This window comes from Loktanella sp. PT4BL (assembly GCF_003201935.1).
GTDB lineage: Bacteria > Pseudomonadota > Alphaproteobacteria > Rhodobacterales > Rhodobacteraceae > Yoonia.
Window position 1 is genome coordinate 1 of record NZ_QJJL01000012.1, and the last position, 19,263, is coordinate 19,263.

15 protein-coding genes and 2 pseudogenes are annotated in these 19,263 nt (G+C 53.5%); 1 reads left to right on the top strand and 16 read right to left on the bottom strand.

The window, feature by feature from the left end; all coding sequences use genetic code 11:
- A pseudogene (locus C7964_RS18280) lies at positions 1–626 on the bottom strand (IS3 family transposase); the annotation flags it as partial.
- 75 nt (positions 627–701) lie between these two features.
- Between C7964_RS18280 and C7964_RS18285 the strand changes: the two are divergent.
- A pseudogene (locus C7964_RS18285) lies at positions 702–1,028 on the top strand (integrase core domain-containing protein); the annotation flags it as partial.
- 89 nt (positions 1,029–1,117) lie between these two features.
- Here C7964_RS18285 and C7964_RS18290 read toward each other — a convergent pair.
- The 15 genes from C7964_RS18290 to C7964_RS18360 all read right to left on the bottom strand — a co-directional run bounded on the left by C7964_RS18290 (position 1,118) and on the right by C7964_RS18360 (position 19,225).
- A complete protein-coding gene (locus tag C7964_RS18290) occupies positions 1,118–2,212 on the bottom strand; it encodes a glycosyltransferase family 4 protein (protein ID WP_110281024.1) in 1,095 nt (364 codons plus the stop codon).
- A 135-nt stretch (positions 2,213–2,347) separates the two neighbouring features.
- Positions 2,348–3,751, bottom strand: coding sequence for a hypothetical protein (locus tag C7964_RS18295; protein WP_110281025.1), 1,404 nt, complete (start codon positions 3,749–3,751; stop codon positions 2,348–2,350).
- A 183-nt stretch (positions 3,752–3,934) separates the two neighbouring features.
- A complete protein-coding gene (locus tag C7964_RS18300; protein WP_110281026.1) occupies positions 3,935–4,777 on the bottom strand; it encodes a glycosyltransferase family 2 protein in 843 nt (280 codons plus the stop codon).
- A gap of 87 nt (positions 4,778–4,864) precedes the next feature.
- Positions 4,865–5,623: an FkbM family methyltransferase gene (locus C7964_RS18305; RefSeq protein WP_110281027.1), complete on the bottom strand. Its 759-nt coding sequence runs from the start codon at positions 5,621–5,623 to the stop codon at positions 4,865–4,867.
- Positions 5,624–5,703: 80 nt separating this feature from the next.
- The gene (locus tag C7964_RS18310) at positions 5,704–6,864 is read right to left on the bottom strand and encodes a glycosyltransferase family protein (RefSeq protein WP_110281028.1); all 1,161 of its coding nucleotides are present in this window, start codon (positions 6,862–6,864) and stop codon (positions 5,704–5,706) included.
- Positions 6,865–6,867: 3 nt separating this feature from the next.
- Entirely contained in the window at positions 6,868–8,190 is a 1,323-nt protein-coding gene (locus C7964_RS18315; protein ID WP_110281029.1) for a lipopolysaccharide biosynthesis protein, read from the bottom strand.
- A 234-nt stretch (positions 8,191–8,424) separates the two neighbouring features.
- The gene (locus C7964_RS18320; protein WP_110281030.1) at positions 8,425–9,699 is read right to left on the bottom strand and encodes a hypothetical protein; all 1,275 of its coding nucleotides are present in this window, start codon (positions 9,697–9,699) and stop codon (positions 8,425–8,427) included.
- Positions 9,700–10,034: 335 nt separating this feature from the next.
- Positions 10,035–10,424, bottom strand: a complete 390-nt coding sequence (locus C7964_RS18325) for a MarR family EPS-associated transcriptional regulator (protein ID WP_286164059.1) — start codon at positions 10,422–10,424, stop codon at positions 10,035–10,037.
- Between the two features lie 461 nt (positions 10,425–10,885).
- Positions 10,886–12,070 carry a phenylacetate--CoA ligase family protein gene (locus tag C7964_RS18330; RefSeq protein ID WP_110281032.1) on the bottom strand — a complete coding sequence of 395 codons (1,185 nt, stop codon included), beginning with the start codon at positions 12,068–12,070 and terminating at the stop codon, positions 10,886–10,888.
- Positions 12,067–12,888 carry an ABC transporter ATP-binding protein gene (locus C7964_RS18335; protein WP_055293221.1) on the bottom strand — a complete coding sequence of 274 codons (822 nt, stop codon included), beginning with the start codon at positions 12,886–12,888 and terminating at the stop codon, positions 12,067–12,069. The genes C7964_RS18330 and C7964_RS18335 overlap by 4 nt, the downstream gene beginning before the upstream one ends.
- A 68-nt stretch (positions 12,889–12,956) precedes the next feature.
- A complete protein-coding gene (locus C7964_RS18340) occupies positions 12,957–14,243 on the bottom strand; it encodes an ABC transporter substrate-binding protein (RefSeq protein WP_110281033.1) in 1,287 nt (428 codons plus the stop codon).
- Positions 14,244–14,326: 83 nt separating this feature from the next.
- Complete coding sequence (locus C7964_RS18345) at positions 14,327–15,403, bottom strand: branched-chain amino acid ABC transporter permease (protein WP_110281034.1); 1,077 nt, start codon at positions 15,401–15,403, stop codon at positions 14,327–14,329.
- Between the two features lie 47 nt (positions 15,404–15,450).
- Complete coding sequence (locus C7964_RS18350; protein WP_110281035.1) at positions 15,451–16,446, bottom strand: branched-chain amino acid ABC transporter permease; 996 nt, start codon at positions 16,444–16,446, stop codon at positions 15,451–15,453.
- A gap of 14 nt (positions 16,447–16,460) precedes the next feature.
- The gene (locus C7964_RS18355) at positions 16,461–17,279 is read right to left on the bottom strand and encodes an ABC transporter ATP-binding protein (protein WP_110281036.1); all 819 of its coding nucleotides are present in this window, start codon (positions 17,277–17,279) and stop codon (positions 16,461–16,463) included.
- On the bottom strand, positions 17,276–19,225 hold the full coding sequence (locus tag C7964_RS18360; RefSeq protein WP_110281037.1) for an AMP-binding protein: 1,950 nt from the start codon (positions 19,223–19,225) through the stop codon (positions 17,276–17,278). The genes C7964_RS18355 and C7964_RS18360 overlap by 4 nt, the downstream gene beginning before the upstream one ends.
- Positions 19,226–19,263 lie beyond the last annotated feature (38 nt).

A 19,263-nucleotide genomic window follows, 5' to 3' on the forward strand; every position in this document is an offset into this window, starting at 1 on the left:
TTCTTGCCGCAATCGAACGCACGATCCGTCATTCAGCCATAGCCGCCCCTTCTTCGGTTGTTTCATTGGCACTTTCAGCCCCTCCCGCCGCCATAGTCGCTCAACGCGCTTGTCATTCACATGCGAGCCTGCATCTCTCAGCATCGCTGCGATCCAACGATAGCCGTAGCGGCCGTATTGCCGGGTCAACTCGATCATATCAGCCACAAAACGTTCTTCGTCTGGGCGACCAACTGGTACCTTGCGTTGTGTGGATCGGTGTTGTCTCAGAACGCGACACGCTCGGCGTTCTGAGACAGACAGTTCAGCTCGAACACGATCAATGCAAGCACGGCGGCGAGCGGGGCTTAGAAGTTTCCCTTTGCAGCCTCAGCCAAGATCAGCTTGTCCAACGTAAGATCAGAAACGGCCTTGCGGAGCCGCTCGTTCTCTTTCTGCAAACGCTTAAGTTCCTTCAATTGATCCGTGCCCATTCCACCGTATTTCTTCTTCCAACGGTAGAACGTTTGTTCAGTCACACCAATCTGGCGGATTGCATCCAGACGCGGCATCCCTTGCCCCGTCAGAACCTCAACCTGCCGTAACTTCGTGACAATCTCTTCCGGCTTTGGTCGCTTGTTGGCCATGTGTTTCCTCCGTTTTCCTAAACATAGCGGAGGACCACTTCAGTGGGGGAGGATCAGAGTTATATCTCGGGCTAGCTGGCCGACTGGCTGGATGACCGGCAGATGGATCATGTCCGCGGTGCCCCATATCACCCGCAAACCCAAGGCAAGATCGAGCGATGGCACCAGACCCTGAAGAACCGCATCTTGCTGGAAAACTACTACCTGCCCGGTGATCTCAGGCGACAGATCGATGCCTTTGTCGAGCATTACAACCACCAGCGCTATCACGAGAGCCTGCAAAACCTCACACCGGCCGATGTCTACTTCGGGCACGGCCAGACCATTTTAAAACAACGAGAAAGGATCAAACGGAAGACCATCGAAACGCGACGCTTGCTTCACCGCAAATCCGCCGCATAATCAGACCAACCAGATGAGCCAGAACCTCTCTTAGATCAGGCCGCTAACTGCCCCAAAAACTCTGACGGCGGACACCTTGAACATATGAGCTAGAACTCCCTTGTCAGTAGTATCCCTCGTATCGCCCGCTCAAATCGCTGGACAGAGTAGCGCTTTCGTGCATTTCTAGCTGCCTGCGTTCGGCGTTCATAGAAGAGTGATGGATCAGCATTCTTTTCGGCGCGGATACGTTCTAACGACGTAGCAATTGCATCAACGGATCGGATGGGAACGAATTCAGCAGGATAATCCCCGACGGTAGCCCTAAGTGCCGCAATATCTGAAACAAGGATGCCTTTTCCGGCGCACATTGCTTCGATGATTGCAAGGCCTTGGGACTCAGAAGAATATCGCGAAGGTAGGGCCACGACGTCCGCTTCGGTGAGTAGTGACAAAGCATCTTTGTGTTCGACCGCACCAATATGCTCAAACCAAGCAACATCTTGGAGAATTTCGAGGTCTCTTCGAACCTCGTGTTCCCCCATCTCTTCGTCAGCGGTTGGTGCTCCTAAGCTAGAAAGGCGTATCTCTATTCCGCGCTCATGCAGCCTCTTCACCGCCTCCACCAGATCAAAGAACCCTTTGCTCGCCATTATGTTCGAGTTCCACATGACCCGTAGTTCTTTATGTTGCGTTTGTGGTCTGTCAGCAGAGTCCTCAGCCGATGCATAGAAACCCTCACAAACGACAACTGACCTCACAAATCCGTTCACCATGCTTGGCAAGTGGACTGAAGGAACGATCATTTCACAGGGCCGGTAAAGCCAACGTGCTGCTCGGGAGATGCGACGATCTTGCAAAAGGCTAACAATATCTGAGCCATGTGAATGGACGATCACCCTAAGACCAAACCGAGCGGCAAGCAAAGCCGGAATGTCTCGCAGAAAGCCGCCATTTGAGCGAGAGCAAACTAGGTAGAGTGTCTCCACTTTGCCAAAATAGATGTCTTTCCATAAAGTGCTCCACGCCTTGATCCAGTCCCATAGCGCCTGCGAGCGCATGCCAGGGGAAAAAATGTACTCAATACAGCCATTGCTGTCACTTGAGATGATTTTGGCGACATGTTGTGTGACAATTCCCTGGCCGGTCACCTCAGAATACTTTGTAGACCAAATGGCTATTTTGCTTCGTTTGATTATAGGCATTTGTTGCTTCTGGCTTCTGGCTTCTGGCTTCTGGATTCTGGCTTCTATTGAGTTAAGCCATAACTTTAGTATTTAACAATAGCTTCATCCGTTGGATTTTGGTCGAGAAAGAGAAGATCGTGTCACTCCGCTCGATTATGCGATCCGTATTCGAAAAGAACGGAAATGTATCTCTCCACTTACTGTTCTGACATATCGTTTCTGAAGGAGAAAAAGTCCGATTATCAGGAAGAAATACATGGTTTCAGCTGAGGCAGGTAGCAAGATCAGATAGAATAAATAGACATAACTGGCGATCAAGAGCCCAAAGGAAAACACCGACGGCTTTCGCTGGTAACCAACAAGCACTTGGCCCCCAACAACTCCTACGAAGTATGAAAACAAGAAAGCGCCAAAGAAGCCAAAGTCGTTAAGAAATGTGCCAAGGGCAGTGCTCCACGAGACAGACATGTATCCACGGCTGCTTAGGTAGCTTCTACGAATTTGCATGAATTCCTCGAAGCTAGGTAGACCAAGCGAGACCAATCGTCTGTAGAGCCAAGGGAATTGTATGCCACCCTTGCCAATAGCCATAGTATCCTGCGCCTCCGGCAATAGAAATGCGGAGAGGCTCGAGAGTTGGCTCGAAAAATAAATGATGGAGCCGACTAGCATTGTCTGGAATTCATCTGATGCGCCGCTCAGAAGCTGTCGAAGGTTATCGTTAAGCTCCGCTCCAAAAATAAACAGAAGATACTCCGACACGCTGGCAATATCTGCGCTTTCTCGGTTTGAAAATAGGTTGGCCATGTATCCAAAAGCAACAACCGCCATAATAATAATTACTGAGCCATATAAGAGAACTTTCGGCTTAACGGATCTAAAATTGGTAGGACGTCGCAAAATCAGCCAACCAATAAGACTGAATAGAAGGATTTGAAACACTATCTGACGGCCAGCACTAAGGTAGGAAAACCCTGCAAGGAGTACAATAGATACTATGTATGGTATCAGGCGACCTCCAAGCAGCTTGGGGCCAAACCAACAAATCGAAATTATAGCAAGAAAACTACCCCAAGCCAAGATTGGCGCGAGCCTACCTAACCAAGAAGTGTCCGCTTCAATAAAACTAGTGCGGACTTCAAGTGCGTTCTCCGCACCAGCGAAACCGCTAACAACGAAGGCATCGACTAAAAATAGAATCGACCCCAAACAGCCCATTGCAACCACGAAATCCACAAGAGGGCCTAGCTGACGGAGTTCCCGAGCTCGTGTCTCTTGTGGAGGGCTCAATAGCGCTCGAGCATATCGAGGATACCCTGCAACAATAAAGACACTTATGTAGCCCAAATAGATAACGCATAGATGAAAGACTACGAACATCTCGACAAATGCACCTATTGGCGGGTTGTGGTACTCAATCACTCCGGTCCAAATGGGGAGAAACACTAGGACCCACGGGCCGAACAGCCAAGACAGCGGTGACTGAGCTACTCTGGTGATTAGAGCGACGGCTAACATCGCTAATGGGATCATGCCGTAAAGGATCAACGAAGTCACATACAGCTCCTGAAGTTGACAACCTTGAGATCAAGCACCTAGTTCTGAATCCCGTTTCTATTCACTTTTCGCCCAAGCACACATGCATGATGCACTTCAAACGCTGCCAATCAGAAGATAGATCGGCAAAATTTGGTACCTTCAAATTGGGCAGTTTGGCCCTCATTTTCTTGCATGGTGCAACTAGAATGAATCCTTCTCGGTTGTTCTTCTGACAGCCAGCATAGAAATGGCCCTCCGGCTATTAGCCAAGGCTAACCAGACGATCCCTTTCAGATAGGCCCATGCCCAACGAACCGACACCGGATACCCAAGTTCTCTCTGAACTGTCCGAAACTCGGACAAAGCAATGGTCCTGTTTTCTCTCAGCCCTGATTTGCCACCGGCATGTTGGTCCGCTATGATAATATCACCCAGAAATTTAGGGGCTGATACAGCCAAAGACTGCATGATGATCTTGTAGTCGCCAGCGATCTGCAGATGGCTGTCAAACTTGCCAAATCTTACAAATAGTTCATTTGCATGAAAGACACCTTGGTGGGGCAATGCCATTTGCGAGTACATTTTGCCCTTAACATCGTCCCATACCTTTCCAAGTTTGTGAATTCTGCCATCGGGAAATACATAATTTACGCATCCGTACGCGATTAGCGTGCCCGCTGGTACGTGTCTAAGCCTTTGCATAGCTCTCTCAATCGCTTCTGGACAATGGAGGGCATCATCGCTGCCTAAAAAGTAGACCCAGTCTCCGGCTACAAGTCCAAGCGCTTTGTTCCATGCATCATAGATACCATCATCTGGCTCGCTGATCCAACGCTCTAGCAAATCGGTGTTGCGCCGAATTACCTCAACAGTAGTATCGCTTGAGGCGCCATCGACAATAATGATCTCAATCGCCGAATAAGTCTGAGCACGAATGCTGTCGAGACAGGTTTGCAGTGACTCGGCGCTGTTGTAAGTCGCTATGATGATAGAGAGGAGTGGTTGGGCCAAATCGTTGTGGTTCATTTCTAGTAGCTGGTCCATTCTGCCTTAACATTGGAAATTATGGGCGCCCAAATGTAACGCGATCTAACAATATAAGCAGTTCTGATGGATCAGTATTGCTTCTGGTTAGTTATCCAACAAGTTTCTCATTAGAAAATGCTGTGAAATAGATAGAACTTTCTCACCAGGAAGTTGAAAGTTCAGCCGAGCGGATGTGGCAGTTTTGAAGTCTCTTTCAATGCCTGGTCGTTTTCGCTCGTGCAGTTCAATTATTAGGACATCCACCCGTTCCAGCCAGTCTCGCGGAGCGCGCAAAAGTGGCGCTTCGCCTCCTTCGATGTCCATCTTACAGATGTCCAGTTGATCCCGATCGTATTCGCTCAAGATCTTCGCTATCGTTGTTGTGGGAATTTGGACATGTTCTACGGGTGTATCGCTGCTGGCTTGATAGCCCCAATGGCCAGTATTGGACTTAGCTAGGCCAACAGTGTTGGGTCCACCATCTTCGACGAGTGCTGCGTTGACTGCGTGAATGTTCGGGATCGAACGAGTGTTGGCTTTGAGGAGCTCAAAGTTTTCTGGTGAAGGTTCTATGCTGATGATCGTGGCGCTTGGGAAGAGGCTATTGAGTGCCAAGCTAGCAGTCCCGATGTATCCGCCTGCATCGACGATGAAGAGCGGATCTGAAAGTGGGAGATCAACTATACTGTCAAACTCTCCTCCAAGCGTCTCCATCGCGACATAGATATCTGGAGAGGAGGTCCGTACCCGGAGTTGAGTGCCTTTGTACTTGATACCAACGATACGCTCTATTCGTAGAGAGTTGAATGAAAGGATTGTGAGACTGCTCAACAATCCATTTTCGCGCTTTAGCGTTCGCATCATGCGTAGATTATTTGCTATGCGGCTTATGAGATTAAGGGACAACGTAAAACTTCTCCATTGACATGACCAGTTGCCTACCGTCAGTTTTTCAAACGAAGTTTGCGAAGAAGACGATCAGCAGTGAGCAATATTTCGCGGCGTGTGCCCAAATCCTTCATGTAGAGTCTGACTTCCTGTGCGTCGGCTGGGTGTGTCACGTTGGGAATGGCGTCACTACTTGTCAAATTCAGATCAGTTCCTTGAAAGCCCTGAAGCACGTTTGCCTCCAACGGAAAGAGGTCGCGACCAAAAGACTTCAGCGGTTTTTCGATATGGCGCGATGTTATGACGTATGGACTACGCAGTTGTGTCGTTCGTTTCAACCTGCGGATATCAAATTCGAATTCCAAGCCGATTGCATCAATCAAGCCTTGGTCTGGAATGAGTTCCCAGAACTCGTCGTAGCGCGCCATATTGTTGGTGTTGAGCCTAGCCGAACGGCTTGACCCTTCGGCGCGACGGTGTACGAAAGGCACCTGAAAATTCGCTGAGGATGAGGCATAATGTGTGCCCCTATCCGCGAAATGAGTAAGGTGAGAGTTAACTGGGTAGATGAATGATAAGCCTTTCGCAGAAAGATATCTGTTTAGGTGCTTCTTCCATGATGTCTTGGGCCAAAAATTTACCTGATCCGGAACATAAAGCGCTCCGGTCTCCACTTGACCATTAGTTTCATACCAATCCCGAAAACCCTGCCACTTCCGTTTGTCTACAAGAATACCCCACGTTGATGCGCTCTTGGAAAGATATGCATCCTCCCCCGTCTGCAGAGGTGCGAAGCGGAGCCTATCAAATTCGCAAATGTCAAATGAATAGAGTGAGGCCGCGAAGACCTCCTCATCAACATTCACACAGTGTGCGACTTGAACGGCGAATTCATAGAATTCCGGGCCAGCGTACGAGTCATCCTCTATGAAAATCAGTTGCTCGAACTCCGAGGGTAATTCCATGCATTTGAAGGCATGCTCTCGCATGCCGAGCGGTCGACTGTGTGGTAGAATGGATTTGGGCCCGTGTCGCCACTGAAATGCACGAGCAACCTCCAGAGTCCCGTCGGCACCACCGTCGTCTAAGCTGACGTACAGGGGAATATCGGCACGACGATAGATTGCTTGGTTTAATGATTGAAGGACTCGTGCCAAGGATTGTCTACGGTTGTAACCTGATACAACGATAGGAATGGCTTTCACATCTTCTTCCATTTGTTAGGGACCCTTCAACGCATCTGAGTCTAAGTCTGAAGCTGCGGTGGCATCGCGAATTTTGGAGCGCCAGCATACATACACTGTAATGACCATGCCGACTGCCCAAACCGAGTAGAAAGCAATTTGCCCTATCATCATTGCTGCAGGTCCCAAAAGCTCTCTAAGAAAATAGTAGCTCAGCAAGAACGTAACAGTCGCAACCACATAGATAAGAAGAATAGCGTCTGGTTTCCCAAACGAGAGAACCAAGGGGCGCAAGACGAACAGACAACAAAAAATTGATAGCGCTACGAGGTATAGTCCGAGGAACATTGGTACCCGGTTGTACTCTTCTCCGACCGCTATTGATACGATATGTGACCCAACAAAATAGTATGCTGCTATTAAGATCAGCGAGAACCCCACGCCGAGCCAAACCACTTTTTTGGAGAGCGCAGCCAAAGTGTCAAACTGTCCTAGAGTAACAAGTCTAGCGACCCGAGGGTAAAGCACTTGTTGTGCCGGTTCGATCACTCGCAAGATTACCGAGCCGTATTGTTTTGCCAGTCTATATTGGCCAGCAATTGCTGGACCTGAGGCAGCAGACAGAATGAGCGTGTCCAGTTCTTGGGATATGTGGCGTACTGTAGCACTCAAATAGACGCTGCCAACAAAGCGTAGCAGCCCAGGGAACTTCTTGAAATCGCTCCATCGAAGGTCCGAAAGTTTCAACAAGCGCTGATCGCGACGGGCGATCCGAGCCAAAAGGTAAACAAAAGTAAGATGCTGCAGCATCATGGTCCCCGCATAAATTGCGAGTGCAGCGTTCGTTGTTAGTCCACTACTAAAAAAGATAGAGAGCAATAGCAACTTCAGTGCTGAGACTGAGACCAGCACCCAGCCTATCGTGTCATACTTCTCGTATATCCGCAGGACGGCCATTGGCGTTCCCGAAAAAGCAAAGACTAGAGCAAGCATATAGAATGCTACTGCTGCGCTTGATTGCTGCGGAATGCCAAGTGTCGATGCAAACACCAAGACGCCGAAGTACCCCAGAAGGGCTGCTAGGAAACATCCTATAAAGTCTAGTGCGACTCCGAGGCCTACAATCTTCCAAAAGCGTTTTGGGTCATTCTTTTCTCTTTCCTCCGTGGCGAATTTCGTCACCGCCTGCCATGCTTGAAAGCCAGAAAGCTGTTCGACGAAGGCGCTGATGCTAACCGCTACCGCAAATATTCCAAATGCGGCGGCCCCGAGCTCTCTGGAAACCAATGTCAGCGAGACGAGCCCCAGAATTCCAACGATGACGTTCGCAGTAAATAGCTTTCGAAAATTTATAAGCATTTTTTTCTCGTTTAGCCGCCTTTCCGAGATATGTTTTCTGACTGTGGAGCGCTGTTGCGAGGTATTTCTTCCGTCTACGCACTCTGAGGCGATTGCTAATAGCTCTGGGTCAATTTGCCAAAATCTGTCACTTCAGTGGCGCTGGATTATACCTTTTCTCCAAATGTGAAAACTGTCGGGGTACTCCCCGTTCTTATTGTCACAAACGAGAGGGTCGGAATGAAAAGGTACACCTTATACATTAGTACGGAGTAGGTAGGTTCGTCTGTGTCCCGAGTGTGCAGAGTCAAAAGTGAAGCTGTCGGGAAGGCTAGACAGGCGAGGATGCAGATCACACCTCAAGTCCGAAATGAACCTAGCTGGGTTCTTGAAGCTTGCTAGCTGACAGGCGGAAGCTCCGGGCCTTTTGATAAAGAGACTTTGAAAGCCGGCAGTATCTGGGTATGTGTCCGACAACATTGTCCCGTTACGCGCGATGCTACAGTGACCATCAGACAATGATGGTTCATCCCAGTACTCTGTTTGCTCTCCACTATCGACGTCGAACCGAAAATAGGCTTGGTGACCGATTTTATTTTCAGCCCAAGCGACTAATGAAGCGTCGGTTTCCCAGCAGAAATGTGACATATACATTCTCGTGACGAGCTTCAGTTTACTTGTGTCCAAGTCAAGAACAAGCGTTGCCATCTTGTCCTGAGTCCCGCTGCGCCAGAAGAGCAAGAACACCAGGTTTTTTGAGCCTGACGAAAAATGAAGGTGGTTGATGTAGACGTGCTCTAGGTCATCGAAGCTACCAAGGATTTTTTCAGCATCGCCGATCGTGACTTGGTGCAATTTCGCGTCCGTCTTCGCATCATAGACAACGAGGAGCTGGTCTCGATTGGATTCTGGGTGAGCCCGAGTGCTATTGGAGCCCTCTTGCCAGTATCCGTAGCCAAGTCTGCAGTGGTGTAAGCGAGAGAAATCGCAGGTCGCTACCATCTTGCCATCCGGCGAGCAGTCATAGGATGGGTATGGTCGTATTCTAATTGTTTGTCCTGTTCCGGCATCCTTTAGGACACTCACAAATCTGCCTTCCAGGAAGTCGTTAAATGTAATTGACTGGTCCTCCGTGTTCGGAACCCATCTGAGCATGCAGCCTTGCTGCCAATTGAATGCTTTTGTCGCACCTAGTGTCTTGAAACCTCCTCCATCAACAGAAAACCAGCCGACGTCCATTACCCCCTGAGGTTCGTGTTGTTTGTTCAAGCTAGAGGTGACAGAGCAAGCTAGGAGGCGCTTCCCATCCAACGACAGCTGCCGTTTGTCGTAGTAGCCAAAGAATACATCACGCCCTCGAATTGAGAACTCCGACAGAGAGCATGCTGCATTAGTATGTGAAGTAGAGAACATGCATTGCCATCGCCCCTCATTAAGAACTGCCAGCAAGCGCTTGACCTGTTCTGTGCGCACGTCACCGAGAAACTTGCGGGGCAGCGAGCGCAGCCCCGATTTCCAACCATTTGTCAAATTTAGTTGCCTCTCTTGGTAATGACAAAACCGAATGTCAATTCCATCCAAGGAGCTCCAAGCCGATATTGATCGTAGCAGGGGCCCAGTCTTGGTGGTCTATTTCCAGCGCAAATAGTCGTTAAGGCTGCCAAATACGATGATGATTTGACACTGGGAGCGGAAAAACGCGGTTCGTCGAGTACACAAATGAAGGGGTAAGCCAGTTCAGCCGTTGGCGGGAGAGGTTTTGGTTGGCTTACTCCAGCTATTCAGGATTGCGATTGCAAGTAATTTTGGCTACCAAGATCACTCCTAATAGTTTTTGCTCAACCCAAATGCGAAACTGCATAAAATCAGCGATTTTTGTCACTATTCTCAATGTAAACTTCATCTTGCAGCCCCTCTATCTCGGCTTTCAATGCTTCATACTCACGCATTTTTCGTTTTAGAAAACGCGCCGTCATGCGCCCTTTTTCGGCCAGGCCTTCAGGTGTCAGGATATACGCATAGCGTATCTTTTTGTCTGAGGCGCGGAAGTTCTCAACTTTGATAGAGCCTTTGTTGATCAGGGCTTTAAGGCAGTAGTTTACGCCACCCAAACTAATCCCGAGATCCCGCGCCAAATCGCGTTGCGACATCTTCGGGTCCTGCTGAAGTGCGCGCATGACGCGGAAACGTACTTCTGCCCGATCGCTCAGCTCTTGCTTTTCAGGTGTTTGCACGGCTACCGCACCAGAGGTCACCGGGGTGATCTGTTCGGGGCGCCATCATCAAAACGCGCGTTCATGCGTGAACAGTCGCAGTAACAGCGCTCGCCTTCAAGTTTAAAATGGAACAAAACAGAACGCCGTGGTCAATGACCCGGCATGGCAGCGCTCTCGTATGCGCAGGATACGCCTATCCTATAGTGATAATGTTCTTGCTGTTACATCCGCTATATGCGCGATACCCACTCAGTGCTGGATGAAAGCAATGCGGGATACGCAGATTTTGCCTTTGCACCACCGCACAATCCCAAACGCCCGATAACGCAAGCTGTTGGCCTCTCGCGGGATAATTTTGCCATTGGGTACGCCAGCGCGCAAGGTTTCTTGTTCATACCTTGCTGCGCAAACAGGCGGATCCTGAAAGACCGGAGAAATGATTTCGGACAGGCCACCCGGTCCTGCATCTTCGCAGGGGGATGGTTTGTATCCAGACAGGTCTATGCGCCTGCGACCGCCTGCTCAAGTGTAGGGCGCTGGTCCGAGACGACAACGCCGTCGCGGGGCAGGGCGCCGATGGCGACAAGGTCGATTCTGGCGCGCAGTTTCAGGATCTCGGAGACCGACACCTGAAACGCGGCCGGATCGGTTGCTTCGGTTTCCAGCTGCACGGTGATCTCGTCACCGGTCGCACCGCGGTGCACCTCGACACGGGCCTTGGCCACGTCTGCATGGCGCGCAACCAGGGTCGCCACCTGTTCGGGACGGATGAACATGCCTTTGACCTTGGTCGCCTGATCCGCCCGCCCGCGCCAGCCGACGATGCGTGTATTGGTCCGCCCGCAGGGGCTTTGACCAGGCAGTATTGCACTCAGATCACCGGTCGAGAACCGCAAGAGCGGGTAATCGGGGTTCAGCACGGTGACCAGAACTTCACCAATCTCGCCTGCCGCCACAGGATCACCGGTGCCAGGGGTGACGATCTCGACGATCACGTCCTCATCCACAATCATGCCATCGGTGCTGTCAGCACTTTCGTAGGCGATCAGTCCCGCATCTGCGGTTGCATAGCATTGGCGGCACAGAATACCGCGCGCCTCATAGGCGGCACGCATCTGGGGAAACAGCGGGCCGGCGGACACAGCCGCCTTCGTGATCCGGCTGAGATCAAGCCCGATCTCGTCACCTTTGGCGAGGATCGTGGCAAGATAATCCGGCGTCCCGATATAGGCGGTCGTGCCAATCGCGGCAGCGACTTCGGCCTGTTGCATGGTCTGGCCGGGACCTGCGGGGAAGACCACCATCCCGATCGCGCGTGCGGCGCTTTCAAACATCATGCCTGCTGGGGTGAAATGATAGGCAAATGTGTTCTGGGCCACGTCCGATGCATCAAAGCCCATCGCGGCCAGAAACCTCCCCATGCGCCAGAAATCCGGCCGTGTGCTGCCCGGTTCATAGATCGGGCCGGGCGACTGGAAGATGTGACTGACGTTGCGGGCAGGGACTGCGCCGAAAGGCGGGTTTTCGGCCTGCCCACGGCAGAGGGCGTCTTTGCGCATGACCGGCAGACGCGCCAGATCCGTCAAACAGGCAAGGCCCGCCTCCGGAAAAATCTCTTGTGCCGCTTTGAGTTGCGCGGCCAGTCTTTCGTCCTGAGAACGGGTTTCGAGGGTGTTCATGCTCATGCCAACCACCTTTTGCGCCGCCGGTAACTGCGCACATCACGGAATGATTTACGCCCCTCGTCAGAGAGGCCGAGATAAAACTCTTTCACGTCGGGGTTTTCGCGCAGTTCCGCCGCGGGGCCCTCCATGACAACGCGCCCCGATTCCAGAATATAACCGCGATGGGCGAACCGCAGGGCGACGTTTGTGTTCTGCTCGGCCAGCAGAAAGGACACGCCCTCGTTTTCATTCAGGGATTTCACGATCCCGAAAATTTCTTCCACCAGTTGCGGTGCAAGCCCCATTGAGGGTTCATCGAGCAGGATCGTCTCGGGTCGGGACATCAGGGCGCGGCCAATCGCGCACATCTGTTGTTCCCCGCCCGAGGTATAGCCCGCCTGAGATTTGCGCCGTTCGCGCAGGCGCGGAAAATAATTGTAGACCATCTCTAGATCAGCCTGCACGGCTGCACCGCCGTCGCTGCGCGTATAGGCGCCGGTCAGCAGGTTTTCCTCAATGGTCAGGTGTTCAAAACAATGGCGGCCTTCCATGACCTGCACAACGCCGCGCTTGACCAGCGCCTCGGGCGACAGGTCTTGGACGGGTTCACCGCGATATGTGATTGCGCCCTTGGTCACTTCGCCGCGTTCGGAATGCAGCAGGTTGGAGATCGCCTTGAGCGTTGTTGTCTTGCCCGCACCATTGCCACCCAGAAGGGCCGTAATGCCGCCTTTGGGCACGGTCAGGGACACGCCTTTCAGCACAAGGATCACGTGATTATAGATCACTTCGATGTTGTTGACCTCAAGCAGGGTCTCAACCGGTTTGTCATCCAGCATGGGGCGCGGCTCCATTTGTGTTCATCGTGGCGGGCGGCCCGGAGATGGGCCGCCCGGTGTTTTTTCTGTCAGAGGCAGCCCGGCTCGATCCCGGCCTCGGCCGCGAATGCAGCAGAGTCTTCGGCAACCAAAGGCTGGATCACGCTCATATCGGGCGCGATATAGTCGGTCAGGGCAACCCAGTTGCCCGCAGATGCATCCCACTGCTGCACGATCCCCAGACCGGACCCGCCATGGTTCTGGCAGCTCACACTGAACGCAGGACCGACACGGGCCATGCCCAGTTCTTCCATGCGCGCATCGGTGATTTCCAGTGCTTCCATTCCGTCCCGCACCATCGCAGGGGTCACAGCGGACACGCCGTGGATTTCCTGCGCTTTGGCGATGGCTTCGGCGGCCAGCATCGCGGCGTACATGCCCCGCGTATAAAGCACCGATCCCATGTTCGAACCGTCACCGGCCGCATTGCCCGCGTCGTGGACCAAGGTGCGGATGTCATCAAAGACAGGCAGGTTGGCGTCGATCCGGTTCATGTTCAGCGACTTATAGCCGTTTGCCGCAGCCCCCGCAGGGGTGACGTCATGCTCAGCGCCGGCCCACCAGTTGCCAATGAAGTTTTCCATCGGAAAACCGATGTTGGCAGCTTCCTGCACGGCAACCTGGTTCATCACGCCCCAGCCCCACATCAGAACATAGTCGGGACGTTCACGGCGGATTTGGAGCCACTGTGATTTCTGTTCTTGTCCGGGGTGGTCGACGGCCAGTTGGGTGAATTCAAAACCATGCATTGCCGACAGCTCTTCGAGCGTGCGGATCGGTTCCTTGCCGTAGGCAGAGTTGTGGTAGATCAGCGCAATCTTTTTGCCCGACAGATCGCCACCATTCTCCTCCAGAAGGTAGTTTACCATCACCGATGCAGCATCCCAATAGTTCGCAGGGTAGTTGAACACCCAGTTGAACACCTCACCATTGGCAGCAGAGGTGCGACCATAACCCATGGTGTGAAGCGGAATGCCGTCTGCGGTGGCTTTGGGGATCAGCTGATAGGTGATACCTGTGGACAGTGGTTGATAGATCAACGCGCCTTCGCCCTTGGTGGCTTCATAGCATTCCACACCTTTCTCGGTGTTGTAGCCGGTTTCGCATTCCACGATACGGATGCTTTCACCGCCGATCCCGCCGTCACGGGCGTTCAGCATGTTGAAATAATCCTGATAGCCATCCGAGAACGGCGTGCCACCTGCCGCGTATGGGCCGGTGCGGTAGCTCAGATCAGGGATCACCAGTTCCGCGCTTGCCACGCCTGCGGCCAGTGTTGCGGTCAGGGCCATTGCGGCCAGTTGCTTCAGTTTCATCGGGTTTCTCCTCCCATGGTTGGTCCGATTGTCACGCCGGGGTTTGCCCCGATCTTTAGGCGCGCGCAGGGCGCGCGCCGCATTTAATAAGGGAACGGCCAAAGCCGCAGTTTCTCTTTTGCCAGCCGCCATAGCTGGGCCAGTCCGTGTGGTTCCTTGATCAGGAAAAACATGATCAGCGCGCCCACGATCACCAGTTGGAAATGCGCCACCAGATCGGTGGGCCAGCCCAAAAGATCGACACCGATCAGTTTCAGCACAACAGGCAGGACGACCAGAAACGCAGCCCCTGCAAAGCTGCCGAAGATCGAGCCAAGACCGCCGATGATGATCATGAAAAGCACAAGGAAAGACTTCTGGATGCCAAAGGCTTCGCCCACTTCCACTGCGCCCAGATAGACGGCAAAGAACAGCGCACCGGCGATCCCGATAAAGAAGGAAGACACAGCAAAGGCCGTCAGCTTGGCCTTGAGCGGGTTCACCCCGATAATCTCGGCTGCGATATCCATATCGCGGATCGACATCCACGTGCGCCCCAATGACCCGCGTGTCAGATTGCGCGCGATGATGGCGCAGACTGTCACGAACACCAGACAGATCAGATATTGCGCCCAGGCTTCTGTATTGGGGCCTGTGACCGGCACACCAAAGACGGTGCGTTCCGGCGCGTTGATCTGGCCCGAGGCGGAATAGTTGTAGAACCAGCTCACCTTGTTGAAGAGCCAGACCAGAAAGAATTGTGCCGCCAGCGTGGCCACAGCCAGATAGAACCCCTTGATCCGCAAAGAGGGCAGGCCAAAGGCCGCGCCGACCGCTGCGGTGATCCCGCCCGACAGAATGATGTGAATGACGATGCTGACATCGGGAAAGGACGTCATCAGCTTGTAGCAGGCATAGGCCCCCACAGCCATGAAACCGCCGGTACCAAGGCTCACCTGCCCGCAATAGCCCGTCAGGATATTCAGGCCGATCGCAGCAATCGCATAGATCAGGAACGGCACCAGAATGGCGTTGGCCCAGTAGTCGTTGATCACGAAGGGGACGACCAGAAAGGCGAAGGCCAAGACGGCCCAATACCGGTACCGGTCAAAGGCAATCGGGAAGGTCTGGCTGTCTTCCTGATAGGACGTCTTGAAATCTCCGGCCTCACGATAAAGCATGCTGGGCCTCCCGTTTGGTCAAATTTCGCTTGTGGGCCATGCGTGGATCAAACCCTCTCAATGATTTTCTCCCCGAACAGGCCCTGCGGGCGGAACACTAGAAAGATCAGCGCAAGCACATAGGCGAACCAGTTCTCGGTCGCACCACCCACCATCGGGCCGATCATATATTCAAAGAGCTTCTCGCCGACCCCGATAATCAGGCCGCCGACAATCGCGCCGGGGATCGAGGTAAACCCGCCCAGCATCAGCACCGGCAGCGCCTTGAGTGCGATCAGCGAAAGTGAGAACTGCACACCGGATTTCGCACCCCACATGACGCCCGCGACGAGCGCCACAAGCCCCGCAAGCGACCAGACCAGCACCCAGATGAAGTTGAGCGAGATGCCGACAGACAGGGCCGCCTGATGGTCATCGGCCACTGCGCGCATGGCGCGGCCCTGCTTGGTGTATTGCGCAAAGAGGATCAGGCCGGTCACCAGCACAATCGCCACGACAGTCGCCACCATGTCGAGCTTGTCGATAAAGAAGCCGTAGAAATCATCGCCGCCCAGGCCCGATGTTATATCTTCCACCCAGAGCGAGCCGCCCTGCGGCAAGCCAAGTGCCAGCGTCTTGATGTCCGACCCCCACATCAGATCACCCACGCCTTCAAGGAAATAGGCCAGACCGATGGTTGCCATGAACAGGATGATCGGTTCTTGACCCACCAGATGCCGGAACACGAAATGCTGCACCGCCCATGCAAAGAAGATCATCACCACCAGCGTCAACAGGATCGCGAGTAGAGCGGGGACCTCCCACCCGAAGTGGTGAATCTCCGTGCCGAAGACGGCGTTGATAAGATGGGAAAACGGGACTTCGCCTTCCATAATGCCGACCAGCGTAAGAGCTGCAAAAAGCGCCATAACCCCTTGGGCATAGTTGAAAATTCCGGATGCCTTGAAGATTAGCACGAACCCGAGCGCCACCAGCGCATAAAGCACACCGGCCATCAGCCCGTTGATGATAACTTCAATGCCGTAAAGAAAATCAGCTGACATCGCGACCGCCCCCCTTAGTCATGCGCCACCCCCAGATAGGCATCAATCACCTCTTGATTGTTGCGCACCTCGTCGGGTGTGCCGTCGCCGATCTTGCGGCCGTAATCCATCACGATGACGCGGTCTGACAGGTCCATCACGACACCCATGTCATGTTCGATAAGCGCAATCGTGGTGCCGAATTCATCGTTCACGTCCAGAATAAAGCGGCTCATGTCCTCTTTTTCCTCGACGTTCATGCCTGCCATCGGCTCGTCCAGCAGCAACAGTTTTGGTTCCGCCGCCAACGCGCGGGCCAGTTCGACCCGTTTTTTCAAGCCATAGGGCAGGCGGCCGACGGGTGTCTTGCGGATCGCCTGAATTTCCAGAAAATCAATGACCCGTTCCACCGCCTCGCGGTTCTCGGTTTCTTCACGTTCCGCGCGACCCTTCCAAAGCGCCTGCGAAAACAGGCCCGCGTTCATGTGGTTCAACCGGCCCGTCATGACGTTATCCAGCACGGACATGCCCTCGAACAGTGCGATGTTCTGGAAGGTGCGGGCGATGCCAAGGCGGGCGACCTGAAACGGCTTCATCGGCGGGCGTTTCTTGCCGCGGAACCAGACCTCGCCTTCCTGTGGGTTATAGAAGCCGGAGATCACGTTCAGCATGGACGATTTGCCAGCCCCGTTCGGGCCGATAATCGCGCGGATCTCGCCCTCCTGGATATTGAAAGAGATATCCTTGATCGCCTCAACACCGCCGAAACGCAGGGTAATATTGCGCATATCCATCAGGGTTTCGCCAATCTGGCGGCCATCATCGGTCACATAGGGTGTCAGCATATCTTTCATTCCGCAGCCACCTTCATCGTGGGGGCGACAATCGCATCACGGATGCTCAGCGTTGCCTTGATCTTACCCTTGCGGCCGTCCTCATAGGTGACTTCTGTCTCTGTGTAGATCTCGGTCGCATCGCTATAGAGCGCGTTCACAAGGTCATCGAACTTTTGCCCCACAACAGCGCGGCGCACCTTGCGGGTGCGGGTCATTTCGCCGTCGTCGGCGTCCAGTTCCTTGTGCAGCACAAGGAAGCGGTGGATCTGGCAGCCCGCCAGCATTTCATCCTGCGCGACAGAGGCATTCACCTCGGCTACATGCCCGTCGATCATCTCCAGCACTCGCGGGTGCTGGGACAATTCCTGATAGGAGGAATAGGCGATATTGTTCCGCTCGGCCCAGTTGCCGACCGCCGTCAGGTCAATATTGATAAAGGCGCAGCAGCGGTCGCGGCCAGCGCCAAAGACAACGGCCTCAAGGATGTTGGGATAGAATTTCAGTTTGTTTTCAACATACTTGGGCGCGAAAAGCGATCCATCCGCCATTTTGCCCACATCCTTGGCGCGGTCGATGATGCGCAGATGCCCTGTGCCTTCCTCGATAAAGCCCGCATCGCCCGTGGCGACCCAGCCTTCGGCATCTTTGGTCGATGCGGTGCTTTCCGCGTTTTTATAGTATTCCACGAACACACCGGGTGAGCGATAAAATACCTCGCCATTGTCCGCGATCTTCAACTCGACACCGGGCGAGGGCACACCAACCGTATCCGAGCGCACCTCGCCATCGGGTTGCTGGGTGATATAGACAGTCGCCTCGGTCTGGCCATAGAGCTGTTTGAGGTTGATCCCGAGCGCGCGGTAGAAATCGAAAATCTCGGGGCCGATGGCCTCGCCAGCGGTATATCCAATACGAATACGGCTCAGGCCCAGTGTGTTTTTCAGCGGGCCATAGACCAGAATATTGCCAAGCGCATAGGAAAGCCTGTCGCCAAAGCTGACAGGTTTGCCATCCAGCAAGGCGGGGCCAACCCGCCGCGCGACGCGCATGTAATGGTCAAACAGCCACTTCTTGAACCGGCCCGCGTCCTCCATCCGGATCATGACCGAGGTCAGCTGGTTTTCGAATACGCGGGGTGGTGCAAAGAAATACGTGGGCCCGATTTCGCGCAGATCGGTCAGCATGGTGTGCTCAGACTCGGGGCAGTTCACACAGAAACCCGTCCACATTGCTTGCCCGACAGAGAAGATAAAATCCCCGACCCAAGCCATTGGCAAATAGGCGAGGACTTCATCTGTCGGCAGGAGGTGATCAAACTCGGAGGAATTCTTGGCGGTCTCGATCACATTGCGGTTCGACAGCACTACCCCTTTCGGGCGCCCTGTGGTGCCAGAGGTATAAAGCATCACGCTGGTATGATCATAGGTCAGTGCATTTGTCCGGCGCTCCATCTCCGCGCGGTCGCCGCCCTTGGCTGCAATGTCTGCGTAAGATGTCATATGGCTGTGGTCGTATTTGCGCAGACCGCGCCCATCGAGGTAGATCACGTGCTCGAGTGCCGTCACATCGGCGCGGACATCGGCGATCTTGTCCACCTGTTCCTGATCACCCACCACGGCATAGCGCGCGCCGCAGTGGTTCAGCGCATAGGCGATCTCTTCCGCGGCGGCATCCTGATAGAGCGGGACAGGAATACAGCCCACCTTTTGCGCCGCAACCATCGCCCAGTAAAGCGCAGGGCGGTTGCGCCCGATAATGGCGATATGGTCACCCTCGCTGGCCCCAAGGGTCAGCAGGCCAAGGGCGAAGGCATCAATTTCTTTTGCTGTTTCGGCCCATGTCCAGCTTTGCCAGATGCCGAATTCCTTTTCACGAAAGGCAGGTTTGTCGGGAAAACGTGCAACGTTACGTGCCAGCAAGGCCGGCAAGGACTGTGGTGCATCACGCGACACGTCTGTTGTCATGAAATTCCCCCCTTCTGACAAGACTAGGGGTAATCTGT